Source organism: Nocardioides sp. F233, assembly GCF_057813895.1.
Map to the genome: position 1 here is coordinate 278,676 of NZ_JBVASH010000007.1, position 14,612 is coordinate 293,287.

Sequence of the window (14,612 nt, forward strand, 5' to 3'; positions counted from 1 at the left end):
TCTCTAGTATTCGGTCATGGAACCTACACGCGGCCTTCCGGCGGACCTGCTGCGGGCGGCACCCAAGGTGCTGCTCCACGACCACCTCGACGGGGGACTGCGGCCGGCGACGATCATCGAGCTCGCCGCCGGGGTGGGCCACGCCCTCCCGGAGACCGACACCGACGCGCTCGCGCGGTGGTTCGCGGAGGCGGCCGACTCGGGTTCGCTCGAGCGCTACCTCGAGACCTTCGCCCACACCGTCGGGGTGATGCAGACCGCCGAGGCGCTGACCCGGGTCGCGCGGGAGTGCGTCGAGGACCTGGCCGCCGACGGTGTCGTGTACGCCGAGATCCGCTACGCCCCCGAGCTCCACGTCGAGTCCGGCCTCGACCTCGAGGAGGTCGTCGCCGCCGTGCAGCGGGGCTTCGACGAGGGCATGACCGCGGTGGCCGCGTCCGGTGGCCGGATCATCGTGCGGCACCTGCTGACCGCCATGCGCCAGGCCGCCCGCGCGATGGAGATCGCCGAGCTCGCCATCGCCTGGCGCGACCGCGGTGTCGTCGGCTTCGACATCGCCGGCCCCGAGGCGGGCTACCCGCCCACCCGGTTCATCGACGCGTTCGAGTACCTCCAGCGCGAGAACTCCCACTTCACCATCCACGCCGGCGAGGGCTTCGGCCTGCCGTCGATCTGGGAGGCCGTGCAGTGGTGCGGCGCCGACCGCCTCGGCCACGGCGTACGGATCGTCGACGACATCAAGGTGGACGACGCCGGCGTCGCGCAACTGGGCCGGCTGGCGTCGTACGTCAGGGACAAGCGGATCCCGCTCGAGATGTGTCCCTCGTCGAATGTCCAGACAGGAGCCGCGCCGTCGCTCGAGGAGCACCCGATCAAGCTGCTCGCATCGCTCCGGTTCCGGGTCACGGTCAACACCGACAACCGGCTGATGAGCCGCACCACCCTCAGCCGCGAGTTCGGTCTGCTCGCCGAGACCTTCGGCTACGGCTGGGCCGAGATGGAGTGGCTGACGGTCAACGCGATGAAGTCCGCCTTCATCCCGTACGACGAGCGGTACCGCCTGATCACCGAGACCATCAAGCCCTGGTACGCCGAGCAGGCCGGTCACTGAGCTCGAGGCTGACCGTCAGTTGTGCTCCCAGGCGTCCTTGTCCTGGACGTCCTTGACGTCGGCGGGGCTCAACGGGGGCCACACCAGCTCGCGGCTGTCGCCGCTGCCGTTGACGGTCATGCCGGGGATCCCGTCGTTCAGGCCGTTCCAGACGGCGTAGTTGACGGTCTCGTTGTCGGCCCAGAACGACAGCATCTCGGTGCCGAGCCGGGCGACGTTGGTGAGCAGCTCGCCGACCAGCGCGGTCACGACGCCGGACTCCAGGCTGACCCACTGGCCGGCGTCGGTGGCGTCCTTGATCTTGCCGAGGACGGTGTCGACCTGGTCGAGGATGTAGTTCATGACCGCGATCCAGATCTTCCAGATCTGGTTGGCACCGGCGGCGCACGCCGATGCCGCCGTCGACAGCGCACCCTGCAGGCCCGCCATCGCGGCCTTCTGCTCGCTCGTCATCCCGGCGTAGGCGGTGAAGGCGTCGCCCTCCCAGCCCTTCTCGATGTGACGGGAGATCCGGTCGATCAGCGTCACCTGGTTCTGCAGGATCCCGGAGGCCGAGCTGTAGCGCTCGGAGAGGTCCATCAGGCCCCAGGGGGTCGCGAACAGCTCCTTGATCTTCTCCCAGACGCCTTCGCAGACCTCGGTGAACTTGTCCCAGATCGCCTCGATCGCGTCCTCGAGGGCGTTCTTCGCGTGCTTGATCGCGAGCCAGGCGAGCGGGCTGACCCACTTGCCGTACTTCATCACGATGCTGTTGTCCCACTGCTCCCAGACCCAGGTCTCGCCCTCGCGGATCTTGTCCTCGATCTTGTCGAGCCAGGTCTCGACGTCGTCGGTGAAGTCGACGTAGGACAGGTCCATCTGGTTGGCACCGGAACCCCACGAGTCCTTGGTGAAGACGGTCATCAGATCTCGTCCTTCGTGGTGTTGAGGTACTTCGCCTGCTCCGCGTCGGTCATGCCGAAGTCACGAGCGGTGGCGTGCAGGGCCGACGCGATCGACAGGGCGATCTTGCTGCCGGCGTCCAGTGCGTCGTACACATTGCCGATCAGGAGGTCGTGGGCGTCACCGACGGTCTCGGCGAGGATCCCGAAGCGCCACCCGTCGTTGCGGCCCTCGTCGATCTTGGTGCGCGCGGACAGGAGCTTGCCGGACAGCTCCTCCCACTCGTGCGCGGCGAGCGGGAACCGCTCGAGGTCGGCTTCCAGGGTCATCGGTCTTCTCCATCCCGAGGCTGGCAGGCCTCGTCGAACGCCTGGGTGAGTGCTGCTTCGAGGTAGTGCGCGGGTGCTGCGGCGAGCCAGTCGGGATCAGCCCGGACGTCCTCGACGACGCCGGTCGGCCCGATCGTGACGCTGAGGTATCCGTTGCCGGAGTGACCGACACCCGCCAGCACCGATGCCGTGGTGCCGGCCGGGACGCCGCTCAGCACGGCCGCCCGGGTGCGCTGGGCGATGCCGCGGCGTTCCGTCGTGGCCGGGGCGAGGAGCGAGGAGATCTCGATCTGGTCGCCCTGCGGCACCGGTTCGCCGGACGCCGCACGCGATGCCTCGGCGCGGGCGAGGTCGGCGTCGACGAACGCCGCGCGGACACCGCTGCGCAGCTGTGCCGGGGTCCGCACCAGGGATGGATCGGGTACGACGGCCGCGACGACCCGCCGGGCGGCGTCGATCGTGAGCGCGACGCCGGTCTCACTGTCCTGCCCGGTCACCGGGTCCAGGTCCTGGAAGCGGGCCGCGCCGTACCGCGACTGCAGAACCTGCAGCCGCTGACGACCGTCGAAGTCGAGCTGGGGCATGGCACTCCGTTCCCGGGGTTGGTGGTGGCCATCCAACGGCCTGCCCACGTCGAGCACTGCAGAAACCACGGGTTTCCGAACGGTCCACGGGGGCAGTGTGGGGACCATGTCGTCACCGGCGAGAGACCGTTCGCGCGCCCTGGTGCTCGTGCTCATCCTGGGCGTCGTGGTCGCCGCGACCGTGGTCGTCCTCCTCACTCGGGACCACGGACGGGACGAGCCGTCGACGTCTGGCGGCGCGGAGGAAGGGCGATCGGCGCAACCGGCAACACGGTTGTGCGAGGTCGTGGCCGGGGGGTTGCCGCCCGAGCTCGGACTGGGTGCCGGGACCCAACAGGTCGACACCGGGACCCCCGGTGTCACCCGCACCCGGTGCACGGTCGGCAGCAGCGGGGCCGCGGAGCTGGAGGTCACCGTGAGCAGCTACGCCGTGCCGGGCGGCCAGGACGGCGAGGAGCGCAAGGCGGCGCTCACCACGCTGGTGAGCGCGACCTGCGCCTCCGTCGAGGAGCAGCTGCCCGTCGAGTTCAGCGACGACGAGCACGGCTGCAGCGGGCGTGACTCGGCGGAGGTGAAGATGCCCGTCCCGGTCCACGCGACGATGGTGTCGTCCCTGGCCACCGAGCACGCGATCGTCGAGGTCCGCCTGGCCGACACCCGGCTCCCGGCCCAGGCGTCGGCGTACACGTCGGCGATCACCTATGCCGTCGTCGCCGGCGCGGGTGGGCTCGGCTGACCGTCCGTCGTCAGACCACGAACCAGAAGTGGTTCCAGCCGGCGACGCCGACCCGCTGTCCGGCCCAGTTCTCGGCGGGCACGTCGATCAGGTGCCCGCTCGCCGGGTCGAACACCTCGACCCCGGTGGCGGTCGCGCGCACGGCCAGCACCACGTGGCGGGGCAGGCAGCGGGTGCCGATGTAGACCGCGACGGGTCGGCTGTGCAGCTGCTCGCGCAGGACGTCGTACCCGATCGCGGGGCGGGGGCGCACGAACACCGTCGCGACCGGCTCACCGCTCAGTGCCCGCAGCGCGTTGGCGACCGCCCACGGCGGGGTGCCGAGCGCGCGCGGCCACGGCAGCTGGAACCGGTCGCGGGGGCTGCGCGAGGAGGTGAGCAGCCGGTGCTCCTCGGTGATGTCGTGCTCCGCGTCCTCCGGGCGCCACGAGGTCAGCAGCGCGCGGGCGCCGAGGACGCTGGCCGCGCCGCAGGTGCGGGTGTCGGGCTGGCGCAGCTCGCTGGGCGCCAGGTCAGCCGGCCACCGCATGGTCGCCCTCCTGGTCGCGGCTGTCCCGCAGCTCGGCGAATGCCCGCTCGCCGGTCGCGACCCGGCAACCCACGGCCGTCGCCCGGCGCACGATCTGGCGCTGGGCTCGGGCCAGGGCGAGGCCGCGTCGTACGAGCACCAGGGGCGGCTTGCGGTGCTCGCGCAGGTCGCGGGTGAGCCGGCGCCAGAAGGTCAGGACCGGGTGCTGGGTGATGCAGTACGCCTCCGCGAGGATCCCCGCCCGGCGGCACTCCTCGACGATCTCGGTCGCGAAGATCCCCTCCGCGCAGAACCGGCGGGCGCCGGCCAGGTCGAGGCGCTGGGAGCCGGTGCGGCGGCTCTCCGAGATCGAGTACGCCGGCACCTCGGTCGCGCCCGTCGCGCACAGCTCCTGCAGGGCGGCGAAGGCGTCCTCGTGGCTCCAGCTGCCCGGGTGGTCCCAGTCCACCAGCCCGGCGTTCGCACCCTCGGTGATCAGCGGCAGGCACGGCTCGTCGCCGTCGCGGTAGAAGTCGTCGAGGCGCAGCGTCGGCCAGCCGTACGCCTTCGCGAGCCGCCCGGCCAGCCGGGACTTCCCGGACCCCGAGGGGCCGGCGAGCACGATCACGCGGGCACGGGCGGTCATGGGGGTCGAGTCTGCCGTACCGACGGTGGGGGAGCGAGTCGGTCGGTAGGTTCACCCCCATGGGAGAGGGAGGACGGCGGCCGCGCCGCTGGATCAAGAGGACGTTGCTGACACTGCTGGCCCTGGCGGTGCTGGCCGCGATCGGGTTCTTCACGTTCGCGCCGGGCATCGTCGAGAACGGGATGAACAAGGTCGAGCCCGCCGAGCTGCCGGAGATCAGCCCCGAGACGCAGAAGCTGCACGACTCGCTCGAGGTCGTCGACATGCACTCGGACACGCTGATGTGGGACCGCGACATCCTGGACCGCTCCGACCGCGGGCACCTGGACCTGCCCCGGCTCGAGGACGGCAACGTCGCGCTGCAGGTGTTCTCGTCGGTGTCGAAGTCGCCGAAGGGCCAGAACTACGACAGCAACTCCGCCGACAGCGACAACATCACGCTACTCACCTTTGCGCAGCTGCAGCCGCCGCGGACCTGGACCTCGCTCCTGCAGCGCTCGCTCTACCACGCCGAGAAGCTGGAGAAGGCCGCCCGGAAGTCCGAGGGCGCGCTCCGGCTGATCCGCTCGCGCCGCGACCTGGACCGGCTGATCGCCGACCGCGAGGAGGGCAAGCAGGTCACCGGCGCGCTGTTCTCGGTCGAGGGCCTGCAGAACCTCGAGGGCGACTTCGACAACCTCGACAAGCTCTACGACGCGGGCATGCGGATGGCCGGCTTCACCCACTTCTTCGACAACGAGGTCGCCGGCTCCATGCACGGTGATAAGAAGGGCGGGCTGACCGACCTGGGACGTCGCGTGTTCCGGGAGATGGAGCGCCGCGGGATCATGGTCGACATCGCGCACGCCAGCCACGACTCCGTGGCCGAGATGCTGGCGATGGCGACCAAGCCCGTCGTCCTCAGCCACGGCGGCGTCCAGGCCACCTGCGACGTCAACCGCAACCTCACCGACGACGAGATCCGCGGTGTCGCCGCCACCGGAGGCGTCGTCGGCGTGGGCTACTGGGACGCCGCCGTCTGCTCGCTCACCACGAAGGCCGTCGTCGACGCCATCGACCACGTCGTCGAGGTCGCCGGCATCCGGACCGCCGCCCTCGGCAGCGACTACGACGGCGCCACCACCGTCGGCTGGGACACCACCCACCTGGCCGCGATCACCCAGGAGCTGGTCAACCGTGGCTACACCCCGACCGAGATCGCGGCGATCATGGGTGGGAACACGCTGCGGGTGATGCGGGCGACGTTGCCCTAGCAGCCGGCCGGGACGTGCTGATGCCCCCGCAGAAGCATGGTTCTGCGGGGTTCGGGGCTTGGTGGCTACTCGTCGGGTGGGCTGGTGTCGCTGGTGTCGTGGACGGGGTGGGTGCCGCGGTGGTCGACCCTGAACCGGTGGCCGTTGGGGCTGGTCCACACGTAGGTGGCCGGCATCGGGGTTTCGTAGCGCCATCGTGAGTGGGTCTTGGCGCGGTGGTGGCGCCGGCAGAGCGGGACCAGGTTGCACGGGCAGGTCGGTCCGCCCTCGCCGTGCGGCTTCGCGTGGTCGATGTCGCAACGTTGCGCGGGTCGAGAACAGTGCGGGAACCGACAGGTGTGGTCCCGCAACTGGACCCGGGTCCTGTGCCGCTCGGGGATCTCGTAGGAACCGACCGGGACGTGGCCGGCCAGGTCGATGACCGGCCGCACGATGACCGTGGTGTGCCGGGCTCGGAGCCATTCCCTGATCTGAGCGGTGCTGACGGGGCAGCGTCCTTCGTCCCACCGACCGACCGGGTTGTCGCCGGTGAGAGTGGTGTCGGTGACATGGACGTTCAGGACCACCTTGCGGCCCGGGACGGTCGCGACGACCTCACCGGTGTCGGGGTCGGGGATCAACAGGTCGAGCGCGAGGTCCTGACGGGCGAGCTCCGCAGCAGCCTTTGAACGCCGCACGTCCAACGAGCTCTCGTCACCCAGCCGGCCGAGGACCTCGGCCCGCCGGGACACTGCCTGGTCGAGGTCGTGTCCGTCGGCGGCATCCATCAGTCCGTCGAGGTGGACCAGACCGTGGTCGTCGACGTCGCTGATGTCGAAGTGCCGGTGGTCGGCGGCCTGCTGGCGTTCGGCTTCGGCTCGTTCGGGGTCGAACCGCACCACTGCTTCGGCCACGAGGCGCTCCAATTGGGCCCACCCGACACCGGAGGCGTTGAACAGTTGCCGGTCCACGAACGCCGCCGCATCGGCGCACAGCCCGTGGGTGAGGTCGGCGATCCGTTCAGCCCGCCACGGGGCGAGCTTGCCTGTGGTGACGGCGTCGTAGACGTTGGGGAGTCGCCAGGCGCACTCGATGACCCGCCCTACGTAGGCCTTGCCGCCGTCGGGTGTGCGGCCGAGGACCGCGACGAGCTCCATCAACGCGAACTCCGAGACCAGGGGTGCGCCGTCGCCGGCGATCGGGACACCGGTGTCGAGGTAGCCCTCGGTGATCGTCGCTGCTCCGACAGGCGAGGACACGATGTGGTCGCCGGCCCAGGCGGTGATGTCCTCCCACTCCTCGATCAGGAGGGCGTTGCGGGAACGGATCCGGCTGCCGACCCGCGACAGCAGAGCTGCTGTCGTGCGGGGCTGGGTTCCGAGATCCATGACTGGATTCTCCCACCTGCCTCCGACACAAACGAATGCCGGAAACCCGCCTGTGGACAGGGGAAACTCGATAGGTGGGGTGTGGAGAATCGACGTCACCAGGTGCAGCTCATGTGTCGTCGCGGACCGCAACCCGACCACCGGACCCGGCCACCTTCCTCGTCAGCGCCTTTCCGAACGCAACCGGCTACGCGACCGAAGCGTGCGGACAGTTCCGGCAGCATCCCGGGCGGTCTCGTGACGGTCGCTGCGCGACCTCCTCGACCTCCGACGAAACTACGCGACCGAAGCGTGCGCACAGTTCCGGCAGCATCCTGGGCGGTCTCGTGACGGTCGCTGCGCGACCTCCTCGACCTCCGAGACAGCTGCGCGACCTCCTCGACCTCCGGGCAGCCCTCGTCGGGAATCAGCGAGCGCGCTCTCTTAGGGCTGTGTCCAGTACGACCATCAGCTCGCCCGTGCGGCTCCGTCCGAGAGGTGCGACGGGATAGCGACGCAGCACGTCGACCAGGACGGGCGTCGCACGCGCCGACACGGCAGCCACCTCGGCCAATCCGACGGACGGGTCATCGCCGGCGGTGAGTTCGGCGATCCGGGCGACGTTGGCCGAGGCGCGGAGGATGTGGCCCACTTGATGGGCCTTGGCGATCGGGTGGAGGTAGGCCGCCGATGCGGCATCACCGGCTGCCTGGGCCGCGAGGTGGGACATCTCCGTCGGGGCCGCTGCCGCGGCCCGATGGGCGTCCATGGAGGTGGTCCGCTGCAGCCGGCTGCGCGGCGCGCCGTCGACGAACACCCGGGCAGCGTCGAGCGCGGCACGCGGGCGTGGGTCCTCCGGGCAGGCGTCCTCGAAGACGGGCAGCAGCGACTCGGCTGATGCCAAGGCGAACCGCGCGACCTCGCGCAGCTCGTCCGGCGTCAGCTCGAACGTCAGATCCCGATCGGGTGCCACACCGTCTTCTGCTCGACGAACGCGGTCATGGGGGACAGGCCCGGCTCGGCGGACCAGTCCGGCTCGGCGCCCGGCGCCCGGCGTACCCGCTTGAGGTTGTCGGCCGCCGCGACCTCCAGCGAGGTCGCCAGCTCGGCATCGCCCGCGACGCCGCACAGGTCGATCGCGTTGACGTCCATGTGCGCCGCCAGCCAGGGGCCGAGCGCGGCTGCGTCACCGGTGAGGATGTTGACCACGCCACCGGGGACGTCGGAGGTCGCGAGCACCTCGGAGAAGGTGACGGCGGGCAGCGGTCGCTCGTACGACGACACGACCACCGCGACGTTGCCGGTCACGATCACCGGCGCGACGACCGAGACCAGTCCCAGCAACGAGGACTCCTGCGGGGCGAGCACGCCGACGACGCCGGTCGGCTCGGGGGCGGTGTGGTTGAAGAACGGGCCGGCGACCGGGTTGGCGTTGCCGATCACCTGGGCGAGCTTGTCGGCCCAGCCGGCGTACCAGACCAGGCGGTCGACGGCGGCGTCGACCTGGGCCCGCGCGACCGCGGCCGAGACGCCTTCGGACTGGCGCACGGCGTCCTCGAACTGCGGGCGACGGTCCTCCATGACCTCGGCGATCCGGTACAGGATCTGGCCGCGGTTGTAGGCCGTCCGCGACGACCAGGAGCCGAAGGCCTTGCGGGCCGCGACGACCGCGTCGCGGACGTCCTTGCGCGATGCGAGGGAGGCGTTGGCCACGAACTTCCCCTTGCTGTCGGTGACCTCGTACGAGTGGCCCGACTCCGAGCGCGGGAACGCGCCGCCGATGTAGAGCTTGTAGGTCTTGCGCACGTCGATGCGAGCCATCAGGCGTCCGCTCCCTTCAGGTAGGCGGCGAGGCCCTGGCGCCCGCCCTCGCGGCCGTAGCCGGACTCCTTGTAGCCGCCGAACGGGCTGGCGGGGTCGAACTTGTTGAACGTGTTGGCCCACACGACGCCGGCCCGCAGTTGCGAGGCCATGTGCAGGATCAGCGAGCCCTTCTCGGTCCACACGCCGGCGGAGAGGCCGTACGGCGTGTTGTTGGCCTTCTCGACCGCCTCGGCGGGCGTGCGGAAGGTCAGCACCGACAGGACCGGTCCGAAGACCTCCTCGCGGGCGATCCGGTGGGCCTGGGTGACGCCGGTGAAGATCGTCGGCGGGAACCAGAAGCCCGAGGACGGCAGGTCGCACACCGGCGCCCAGCGCTCGGCACCCTCGGCCTCGCCGATGTCGGAGAGCTCGCGGATCCGTTCGAGCTGTTCACGGGAGTTGATCGCGCCGATGTCGGTGTTCTTGTCGAGCGGGTCGCCGACGCGCAGCGTGCCCATCCGGCGCTTCAGCTTGCCGAGCACCTCGTCGGCCACCGACTCCTGCACCAGCAGCCGCGAGCCCGCGCAGCAGACGTGGCCCTGGTTGAAGAAGATGCCGCCGACGATGCCCTCGATCGCCTGGTCGATGGGGGCGTCGTCGAAGACGACGTTGGCGGCCTTGCCGCCGAGCTCCAGGGTGGCCTTCTTGTCGGTGCCGGCGATGGCACGGGCGATCGCCTTGCCGACCGCGGTCGAGCCGGTGAAGGCGACCTTGTCGACGTCCGGGTGGGAGACCACCGCCTGTCCGGTCGAGCCGGCGCCGGTGACGATGTTGACGACACCCGGCGGCAGGTCGGCCTGCTGGCAGATCTCCGCGAACAGCAGCGCCGTCAGCGGCGTGGTCTCGGCCGGCTTGAGCACGACCGTGTTGCCGCACGCCAGCGCCGGCGCGACCTTCCACGCCAGCATGAGCAGCGGGAAGTTCCACGGGATGACCTGGCCGGCGACGCCGAGCGGCTGGGGGTCGGGTCCGAGGCCGGCGTAGTCCAGCTTGTCGGCCCAGCCGGCGTAGTAGAAGAAGTGCGCGGCGACGACGGGTACGTCGACGTCGCGGCTCTCCTTGATCGGCTTGCCGTTGTCGATCGACTCGAGGACGGCCAGCTCGCGGGCGCGCTCCTGGATGATCCGGGCGATCCGGAACAGGTACTTGGCCCGCTCCTTGCCCGACATCCGCGACCAGCCGCGGAATGCCTTGCGCGCCGCGCGGACCGCGAGGTCGACGTCGGCGTCGGACGCCTCCGCGATCTCGGCGAGGGTCTCCTCGGTGGCCGGGTTGATCGTCTTGAACGACGACCCGCGGCCGTCGACGAACTCGCCGTCGATGAACAGGCCGTAGGAGGGCTTGATGTCGACGATGCTCCGCGACTCCGGAGCCGGTGCGTACTCGAACGCCATTGTCAGAGTCCTCAGTCCAGGGTGAAGTAGTCGGGACCGCTGTAGCGGCCGGTGGTCATCTTCGTGCGCTGCATCAGCAGGTCGTTGAGCAGCGTCGAGGCGCCGAAGCGGAACCAGTCGGGGTCCAGCCAGTCGTCGCCGGCGATCTCGTTGACCATGACGAGGTACTTGATCGCGTCCTTGGCGGTGCGGATGCCGCCGGCCGGCTTCACGCCGATCTGGACGCCGGTCGCCTCGCGGAAGTCGCGGACCGCCTCGAGCATCACCAGGGTGACCGGCAGGGTCGCGGCCGGCTGCACCTTGCCGGTGGAGGTCTTGATGAAGTCGGTGCCGGCGAGCATCGCGAGCCACGACGCGCGTCGTACGTTGTCGTAGGTCTGCAGCTCGCCGGTCTCGAAGATCACCTTGAGGTGGGCGTGCGAGCCGTCGGGGCGCACGCACGCCTCGCGGGTCGCGACGATCTCCTCGAACACCTGCAGGTAGCGACCGGCCAGGAACGCGCCCCGGTCGATGACCATGTCGATCTCGTCGGCGCCGTTGGCGACCGCGTCGCGGGTGTCGGCGAGCTTGACGTCCATCGACGCCCGTCCGCTGGGGAACGCCGTGGCCACGGCCGCGACGTTGACCTCGGAACCGACGATCGCCTTCACCTCCCCGACCAAGTCGCCGTAGACGCACACCGCGGCCACCGACGGGCAGGTCGGGTCGGCCGGGTCCGGCCGCAGCGCCTTGTTGGCGAGCGCCCGCACCTTGCCGGGGGTGTCCTGGCCCTCCAGCGTGGTCAGGTCGACCATCCGGATCGCCAGGTCGAGGGCCCACGCCTTCGACGTCGTCTTGATCGAGCGGGTCCCGAGCCCGGCGGCCCGCGCCTCGGCACCGACCTGGTCGACACCCGGCAGGCCGTGCAGGAACCGGCGCAGCGAGGCATCGCTCGCCGTCACTTCGGAGTACGCCGCGAGGGCGGTGGTCGCCATTCCCTCAGCATAGGGTTGGGAACCGTGCAGAACGAAGGTGTCGACAAGGTCGAGCGGTACAGCTCCGGTGGACTGGTCATGGGCGTGACCGGGCTGGTGCTGCTGGCGGCCGTGATGATCTACGGACTGGTCGACGACGAGGCCGGCTTCGCGCCCTGGGCCTACCCGTTCTGCCTCCTGCTCGGCGTGCTGACCTGGCTGGTGATGATCCGACCCGCCGTGCGGCTGCACCGCGACGAGCTCGAGCTGCGCAACGTCCTGCACACGCGGTGGGTGCCCTTCGCCGCCATCACCCGCGTCGACATCACCCAGGTGACCGTGGTGAACGTCGGCGAGCAGCGGTACGTCGGCAGCGGGTTCGGCCGCACCCGCGGGACCATCCGCCAGGACCGGCGCGCCTCCCACGAGACCCCGCTCGAGAAGCGGTCCGCCGCCTGGCTGATCCAGGACAAGATCGAGCGCCGGATCGCGGCGGCCCGCGAGCGTCGTACGACGTCCCAGGGGGTCGCGGAGGTGCGCCATGCCTGGGCGTGGCCCGAGATCGCGGTGCTCGGCGTGCTCGCCCTGGTGACCCTCGTCCTGGCCCTCGCCGGCTGACCGTTTCGCCCCGTTCGTAGGCTGCACCCCATGCAGACCCGTGCCCGGCTCGCCGCCGCCGCCTTCCTGTCGCTGTCCGTGCTCGCCACCAGTGCGTGTGGCGACGACGGGGAGGGCAAGGCCGCGGACACGTCGTCGTCCGCTCCCACGAAGGAGTGCACGGTCGACGACATCACGGTCGAGGGCGACTTCGGCACGACGCCGACCATCACCATCCCCGACGACTGCTTGCCCCCGAGCACGCTGCTCTCGAAGGACCTCGTCACCGGCACCGGCCCGGCCGCGAAGACCGGCGACACCGTCGAGACGAACTACCACCTGGTGACCTGGTCGGACAAGCAGGTGCTCGACAGCTCCTTCGAGCGCGGCCAGACCTTCCCGCTGGAGAACCTCGGCAACGCGCCGGTCATCGACGGCTGGAACCAGGGCCTGATCGGCGTCCAGAAGGGCACCCGCCGGCTGCTCGTCGTCCCGCCGGACCTGGGCTACGGCCAGGGCGGCAACGGCGTCGCGCCGAACGAGACCCTCGTCTTCGTCGTCGACGCGGTCTCGATCAGCTGACCATCGCCTGAGGTCGTCGAGTAGGAGCGAGCGCCAGCGAGCGACGTATCGAGACGCCTCGGCTGCGTCTCGATACGGCCTCGCCCGGGGGCTCGGCCTACTCGACGAACTCGGTCAGATCCCCGCTGCGGCGGCGATGTCGGCCCGCAACGCGGTGAGCCGCGTCGCCGCCTCGGCCCGGGCCGAGGTGACGTCGCCGTCGACGACGGGCACCACGACCTCGAGGTAGCACTTGAGCTTGGGCTCGGTGCCGCTCGGACGTACGACGACCCGGCTGCCGTCCTCGGTGCGGTAGCGCAGCCCGTCGGTCGGCGGCAGCTGCGCCGATCCGGCGGTGAGGTCGTCGGCAGTCGTCACGGCCGAGCCGCCGAGCGTGGTCGGCGGCGTCGTGCGCAGCCGCTCCATGGCGGTCGCGATCTCGCCCAGGTCGGTGACCCGCACCGAGAGCTGGTCGGTCGCGTGCAGGCCATGGGTCACGGCGATGTCGTCGAGCAGGTCGAGCAGGCTGCGACCGGCGGGCTTGGCCTCGGCGGCGATCTCGCACAGCAGCAGGGCGGCGGAGACGCCGTCCTTGTCGGACACGTGCGCCGGGTCGACGCAGTAGCCGAGCGCCTCCTCGTAGCCGAAAACGAGCTCGGGCAGCCGGCCGATCCACTTGAAGCCGGTGAGCGTCTCGGCGTACCGCTGCCCGTGGGCCGCTGCCATCGTCCCGAGCAGCGACGACGACACGATCGAGGTGGCGTAGACGCCGCTGCGGCCCGCACGCAGCAGGTGGTCGGCCAGCAGCGCGCCGACCTCGTCGCCGCGCAGCATCCGCCAGCCGTCCGGTCCCGGTACGGCGGCGGCGCACCGGTCGGCGTCGGGGTCGTTGGCGATGACCAGGTCGGCGCCGGTCTTCTCGGCCAGCGCGACGGCCCGGTCGATGGCGCCCGGCTCCTCGGGGTTGGGGAAGGCGACGGTCGGGAAGTCCGGGTCGGGCGCCTCCTGCTCGGCGACGACCTGGGGAGCCGCGAAGCCGGCGGTCTCCAGCACGCTCGGCAGCGCGCCGCCGCCGACGCCGTGCAGCGGCGTGTAGACGATCGTCAGGTCGCGGGGCCCGTCGCCGGCGATCGCGGCGACGGTGTCGAGGTAGGAGTCGACGATCCCGTCGTCGAGGACCCGGCCGCCGGTCGTCTCCAGCGGCACGCGGGTGACCGAGTCGAGGCTGCCGACCGCCGCGATCCGCGCCGCGATCTCGCTGTCGGCGGGCGGCACGATCTGGCTGCCGTCGCCGAGGTAGACCTTGTAGCCGTTGTCCTGCGGCGGGTTGTGGCTCGCGGTCACCATCACGCCGGCCGCGCAGCCGAGCTCGCGGATCGCGAACGCCAGCAGCGGCGTCGGCAGCGGCCGGGGGAGCAGCAGCGGCTTGAGGCCGGCGCCGGCCATCACCTCGGCCGTGTCGCGGGCGAAGACGTCGGAGTTGTGGCGGGCGTCGTACCCGATGACGACGGGCGTGCCCGGTGCGGTGCCGGTGTCGAGGAGGTACGCCGCCAGCCCGGCTGCCGCGCGCATGACGACCACCCGGTTCATCCGGTTGGGGCCGGCGCCGAGGGCGCCGCGCAGGCCCGCCGTACCGAACTCGAGGGTGCCGCGGAAGCGGTCGGCGAGATCGGCCCGGGCGTTGGCGTCACCGGCCTCGACGGCCGCGATCACCCGGACCAGCTCGTCGCGGGTCTGGACGTCGGGGTCCTCGGCGAGCCAGGTCTGGGCCCGGGCGAGCAGGACGTCGGTGTCAGGCATGGTCACCGGCCCACCGTAGCCGTGCGGGCCAGTGCGTGGTGGACAAGGC

At 71.0% G+C, this 14,612-nt stretch carries 16 protein-coding genes; 5 read left to right on the forward strand and 11 right to left on the reverse strand.

Annotated elements, in window-relative coordinates; genetic code table 11:
• Positions 1-16 precede the first annotated feature (16 nt).
• Entirely contained in the window at positions 17-1,111 is a 1,095-nt protein-coding gene (locus ACZYRU_RS23955) for an adenosine deaminase (protein ID WP_488959615.1), read from the forward strand.
• Positions 1,112-1,126: 15 nt separating this feature from the next.
• Here ACZYRU_RS23955 and ACZYRU_RS23960 read toward each other — a convergent pair whose 3' ends face one another.
• Genes ACZYRU_RS23960 through ACZYRU_RS23970 form a run of 3 tightly spaced genes read right to left on the reverse strand, consistent with a single transcriptional unit; the run spans position 1,127 to position 2,906 of the window.
• Entirely contained in the window at positions 1,127-2,014 is an 888-nt protein-coding gene (locus ACZYRU_RS23960) for a hypothetical protein (RefSeq protein WP_488959616.1), read from the reverse strand.
• Positions 2,014-2,322 (reverse strand): hypothetical protein, encoded by a 309-nt coding sequence (locus ACZYRU_RS23965; RefSeq protein WP_488959617.1) that lies wholly within the window; start codon positions 2,320-2,322, stop codon positions 2,014-2,016. The genes ACZYRU_RS23960 and ACZYRU_RS23965 overlap by 1 nt, the downstream gene beginning before the upstream one ends.
• Complete coding sequence (locus tag ACZYRU_RS23970; protein ID WP_488959618.1) at positions 2,319-2,906, reverse strand: hypothetical protein; 588 nt, start codon at positions 2,904-2,906, stop codon at positions 2,319-2,321. The genes ACZYRU_RS23965 and ACZYRU_RS23970 overlap by 4 nt, the downstream gene beginning before the upstream one ends.
• Before the next feature lie 286 nt (positions 2,907-3,192).
• Here ACZYRU_RS23970 and ACZYRU_RS23975 point away from each other — a divergent pair, with 286 nt between their 5' ends.
• The gene (locus ACZYRU_RS23975; RefSeq protein WP_488959619.1) at positions 3,193-3,642 is read left to right on the forward strand and encodes a hypothetical protein; all 450 of its coding nucleotides are present in this window, start codon (positions 3,193-3,195) and stop codon (positions 3,640-3,642) included.
• A 10-nt stretch (positions 3,643-3,652) separates the two neighbouring features.
• On the opposite strand, the gene ACZYRU_RS23980 is transcribed toward ACZYRU_RS23975, so the two are convergent.
• Positions 3,653-4,171 carry a hypothetical protein gene (locus tag ACZYRU_RS23980; protein ID WP_488959620.1) on the reverse strand — a complete coding sequence of 173 codons (519 nt, stop codon included), beginning with the start codon at positions 4,169-4,171 and terminating at the stop codon, positions 3,653-3,655.
• The gene (locus ACZYRU_RS23985; protein ID WP_488959621.1) at positions 4,155-4,796 is read right to left on the reverse strand and encodes an ATP-binding protein; all 642 of its coding nucleotides are present in this window, start codon (positions 4,794-4,796) and stop codon (positions 4,155-4,157) included. Before ACZYRU_RS23985 ends, ACZYRU_RS23980 begins: the two co-directional genes overlap by 17 nt.
• A gap of 59 nt (positions 4,797-4,855) precedes the next feature.
• Between ACZYRU_RS23985 and ACZYRU_RS23990 the strand changes: the two genes are divergently transcribed.
• Complete coding sequence (locus ACZYRU_RS23990) at positions 4,856-6,049, forward strand: dipeptidase (protein ID WP_488959622.1); 1,194 nt, start codon at positions 4,856-4,858, stop codon at positions 6,047-6,049.
• Between the two features lie 65 nt (positions 6,050-6,114).
• On the opposite strand, the gene ACZYRU_RS23995 is transcribed toward ACZYRU_RS23990, so the two are convergent.
• From ACZYRU_RS23995 to deoC, 5 genes are all read right to left on the reverse strand, one after another.
• Entirely contained in the window at positions 6,115-7,416 is a 1,302-nt protein-coding gene (locus tag ACZYRU_RS23995) for an HNH endonuclease signature motif containing protein (protein WP_488959623.1), read from the reverse strand.
• A gap of 406 nt (positions 7,417-7,822) precedes the next feature.
• Complete coding sequence (locus ACZYRU_RS24000) at positions 7,823-8,368, reverse strand: putative immunity protein (RefSeq protein WP_488959624.1); 546 nt, start codon at positions 8,366-8,368, stop codon at positions 7,823-7,825.
• Positions 8,347-9,216 carry an aldehyde dehydrogenase family protein gene (locus tag ACZYRU_RS24005; RefSeq protein ID WP_488959625.1) on the reverse strand — a complete coding sequence of 290 codons (870 nt, stop codon included), beginning with the start codon at positions 9,214-9,216 and terminating at the stop codon, positions 8,347-8,349. Before ACZYRU_RS24005 ends, ACZYRU_RS24000 begins: the two co-directional genes overlap by 22 nt.
• Positions 9,216-10,652, reverse strand: coding sequence for an aldehyde dehydrogenase family protein (locus tag ACZYRU_RS24010; RefSeq protein ID WP_488959626.1), 1,437 nt, complete (start codon positions 10,650-10,652; stop codon positions 9,216-9,218). Before ACZYRU_RS24010 ends, ACZYRU_RS24005 begins: the two co-directional genes overlap by 1 nt.
• Before the next feature lie 11 nt (positions 10,653-10,663).
• Complete coding sequence (deoC, locus tag ACZYRU_RS24015) at positions 10,664-11,626, reverse strand: deoxyribose-phosphate aldolase (RefSeq protein ID WP_488959627.1); 963 nt, start codon at positions 11,624-11,626, stop codon at positions 10,664-10,666.
• A gap of 24 nt (positions 11,627-11,650) precedes the next feature.
• Here deoC and ACZYRU_RS24020 point away from each other — a divergent pair, with 24 nt between their 5' ends.
• A complete protein-coding gene (locus ACZYRU_RS24020; RefSeq protein ID WP_488959628.1) occupies positions 11,651-12,223 on the forward strand; it encodes a hypothetical protein in 573 nt (190 codons plus the stop codon).
• A 30-nt stretch (positions 12,224-12,253) separates the two neighbouring features.
• The gene (locus tag ACZYRU_RS24025; RefSeq protein ID WP_488959629.1) at positions 12,254-12,784 is read left to right on the forward strand and encodes an FKBP-type peptidyl-prolyl cis-trans isomerase; all 531 of its coding nucleotides are present in this window, start codon (positions 12,254-12,256) and stop codon (positions 12,782-12,784) included.
• Positions 12,785-12,898: 114 nt separating this feature from the next.
• Here the strand turns inward: ACZYRU_RS24025 and ACZYRU_RS24030 are convergent, their stop codons facing one another.
• Positions 12,899-14,563, reverse strand: a complete 1,665-nt coding sequence (locus ACZYRU_RS24030) for a phospho-sugar mutase (RefSeq protein WP_488959702.1) — start codon at positions 14,561-14,563, stop codon at positions 12,899-12,901.
• Positions 14,564-14,612: the final 49 nt, after the last annotated feature.

Excerpts from the sequence above, each read along its gene's own strand:
- ACZYRU_RS23955 (WP_488959615.1), top strand. The coding sequence starts at position 17 with ATGGAACCTACACGCGGCCTTCCGGCGGACCTGCTGCGGGCGGCACCC.
- ACZYRU_RS23960 (WP_488959616.1), bottom strand. The coding sequence starts at position 2,014 with ATGACCGTCTTCACCAAGGACTCGTGGGGTTCCGGTGCCAACCAGATG.
- ACZYRU_RS23965 (WP_488959617.1), bottom strand. The coding sequence starts at position 2,322 with ATGACCCTGGAAGCCGACCTCGAGCGGTTCCCGCTCGCCGCGCACGAG.
- ACZYRU_RS23970 (WP_488959618.1), bottom strand. The coding sequence starts at position 2,906 with ATGCCCCAGCTCGACTTCGACGGTCGTCAGCGGCTGCAGGTTCTGCAG.
- ACZYRU_RS23980 (WP_488959620.1), bottom strand. The coding sequence starts at position 4,171 with ATGCGGTGGCCGGCTGACCTGGCGCCCAGCGAGCTGCGCCAGCCCGAC.
- ACZYRU_RS23985 (WP_488959621.1), bottom strand. The coding sequence starts at position 4,796 with ATGACCGCCCGTGCCCGCGTGATCGTGCTCGCCGGCCCCTCGGGGTCC.
- ACZYRU_RS23990 (WP_488959622.1), top strand. The coding sequence starts at position 4,856 with ATGGGAGAGGGAGGACGGCGGCCGCGCCGCTGGATCAAGAGGACGTTG.
- ACZYRU_RS23995 (WP_488959623.1), bottom strand. The coding sequence starts at position 7,416 with ATGGATCTCGGAACCCAGCCCCGCACGACAGCAGCTCTGCTGTCGCGG.
- ACZYRU_RS24005 (WP_488959625.1), bottom strand. The coding sequence starts at position 9,216 with ATGGCTCGCATCGACGTGCGCAAGACCTACAAGCTCTACATCGGCGGC.
- ACZYRU_RS24010 (WP_488959626.1), bottom strand. The coding sequence starts at position 10,652 with ATGGCGTTCGAGTACGCACCGGCTCCGGAGTCGCGGAGCATCGTCGAC.
- deoC (WP_488959627.1), bottom strand. The coding sequence starts at position 11,626 with ATGGCGACCACCGCCCTCGCGGCGTACTCCGAAGTGACGGCGAGCGAT.
- ACZYRU_RS24025 (WP_488959629.1), top strand. The coding sequence starts at position 12,254 with ATGCAGACCCGTGCCCGGCTCGCCGCCGCCGCCTTCCTGTCGCTGTCC.
- ACZYRU_RS24030 (WP_488959702.1), bottom strand. The coding sequence starts at position 14,563 with ATGCCTGACACCGACGTCCTGCTCGCCCGGGCCCAGACCTGGCTCGCC.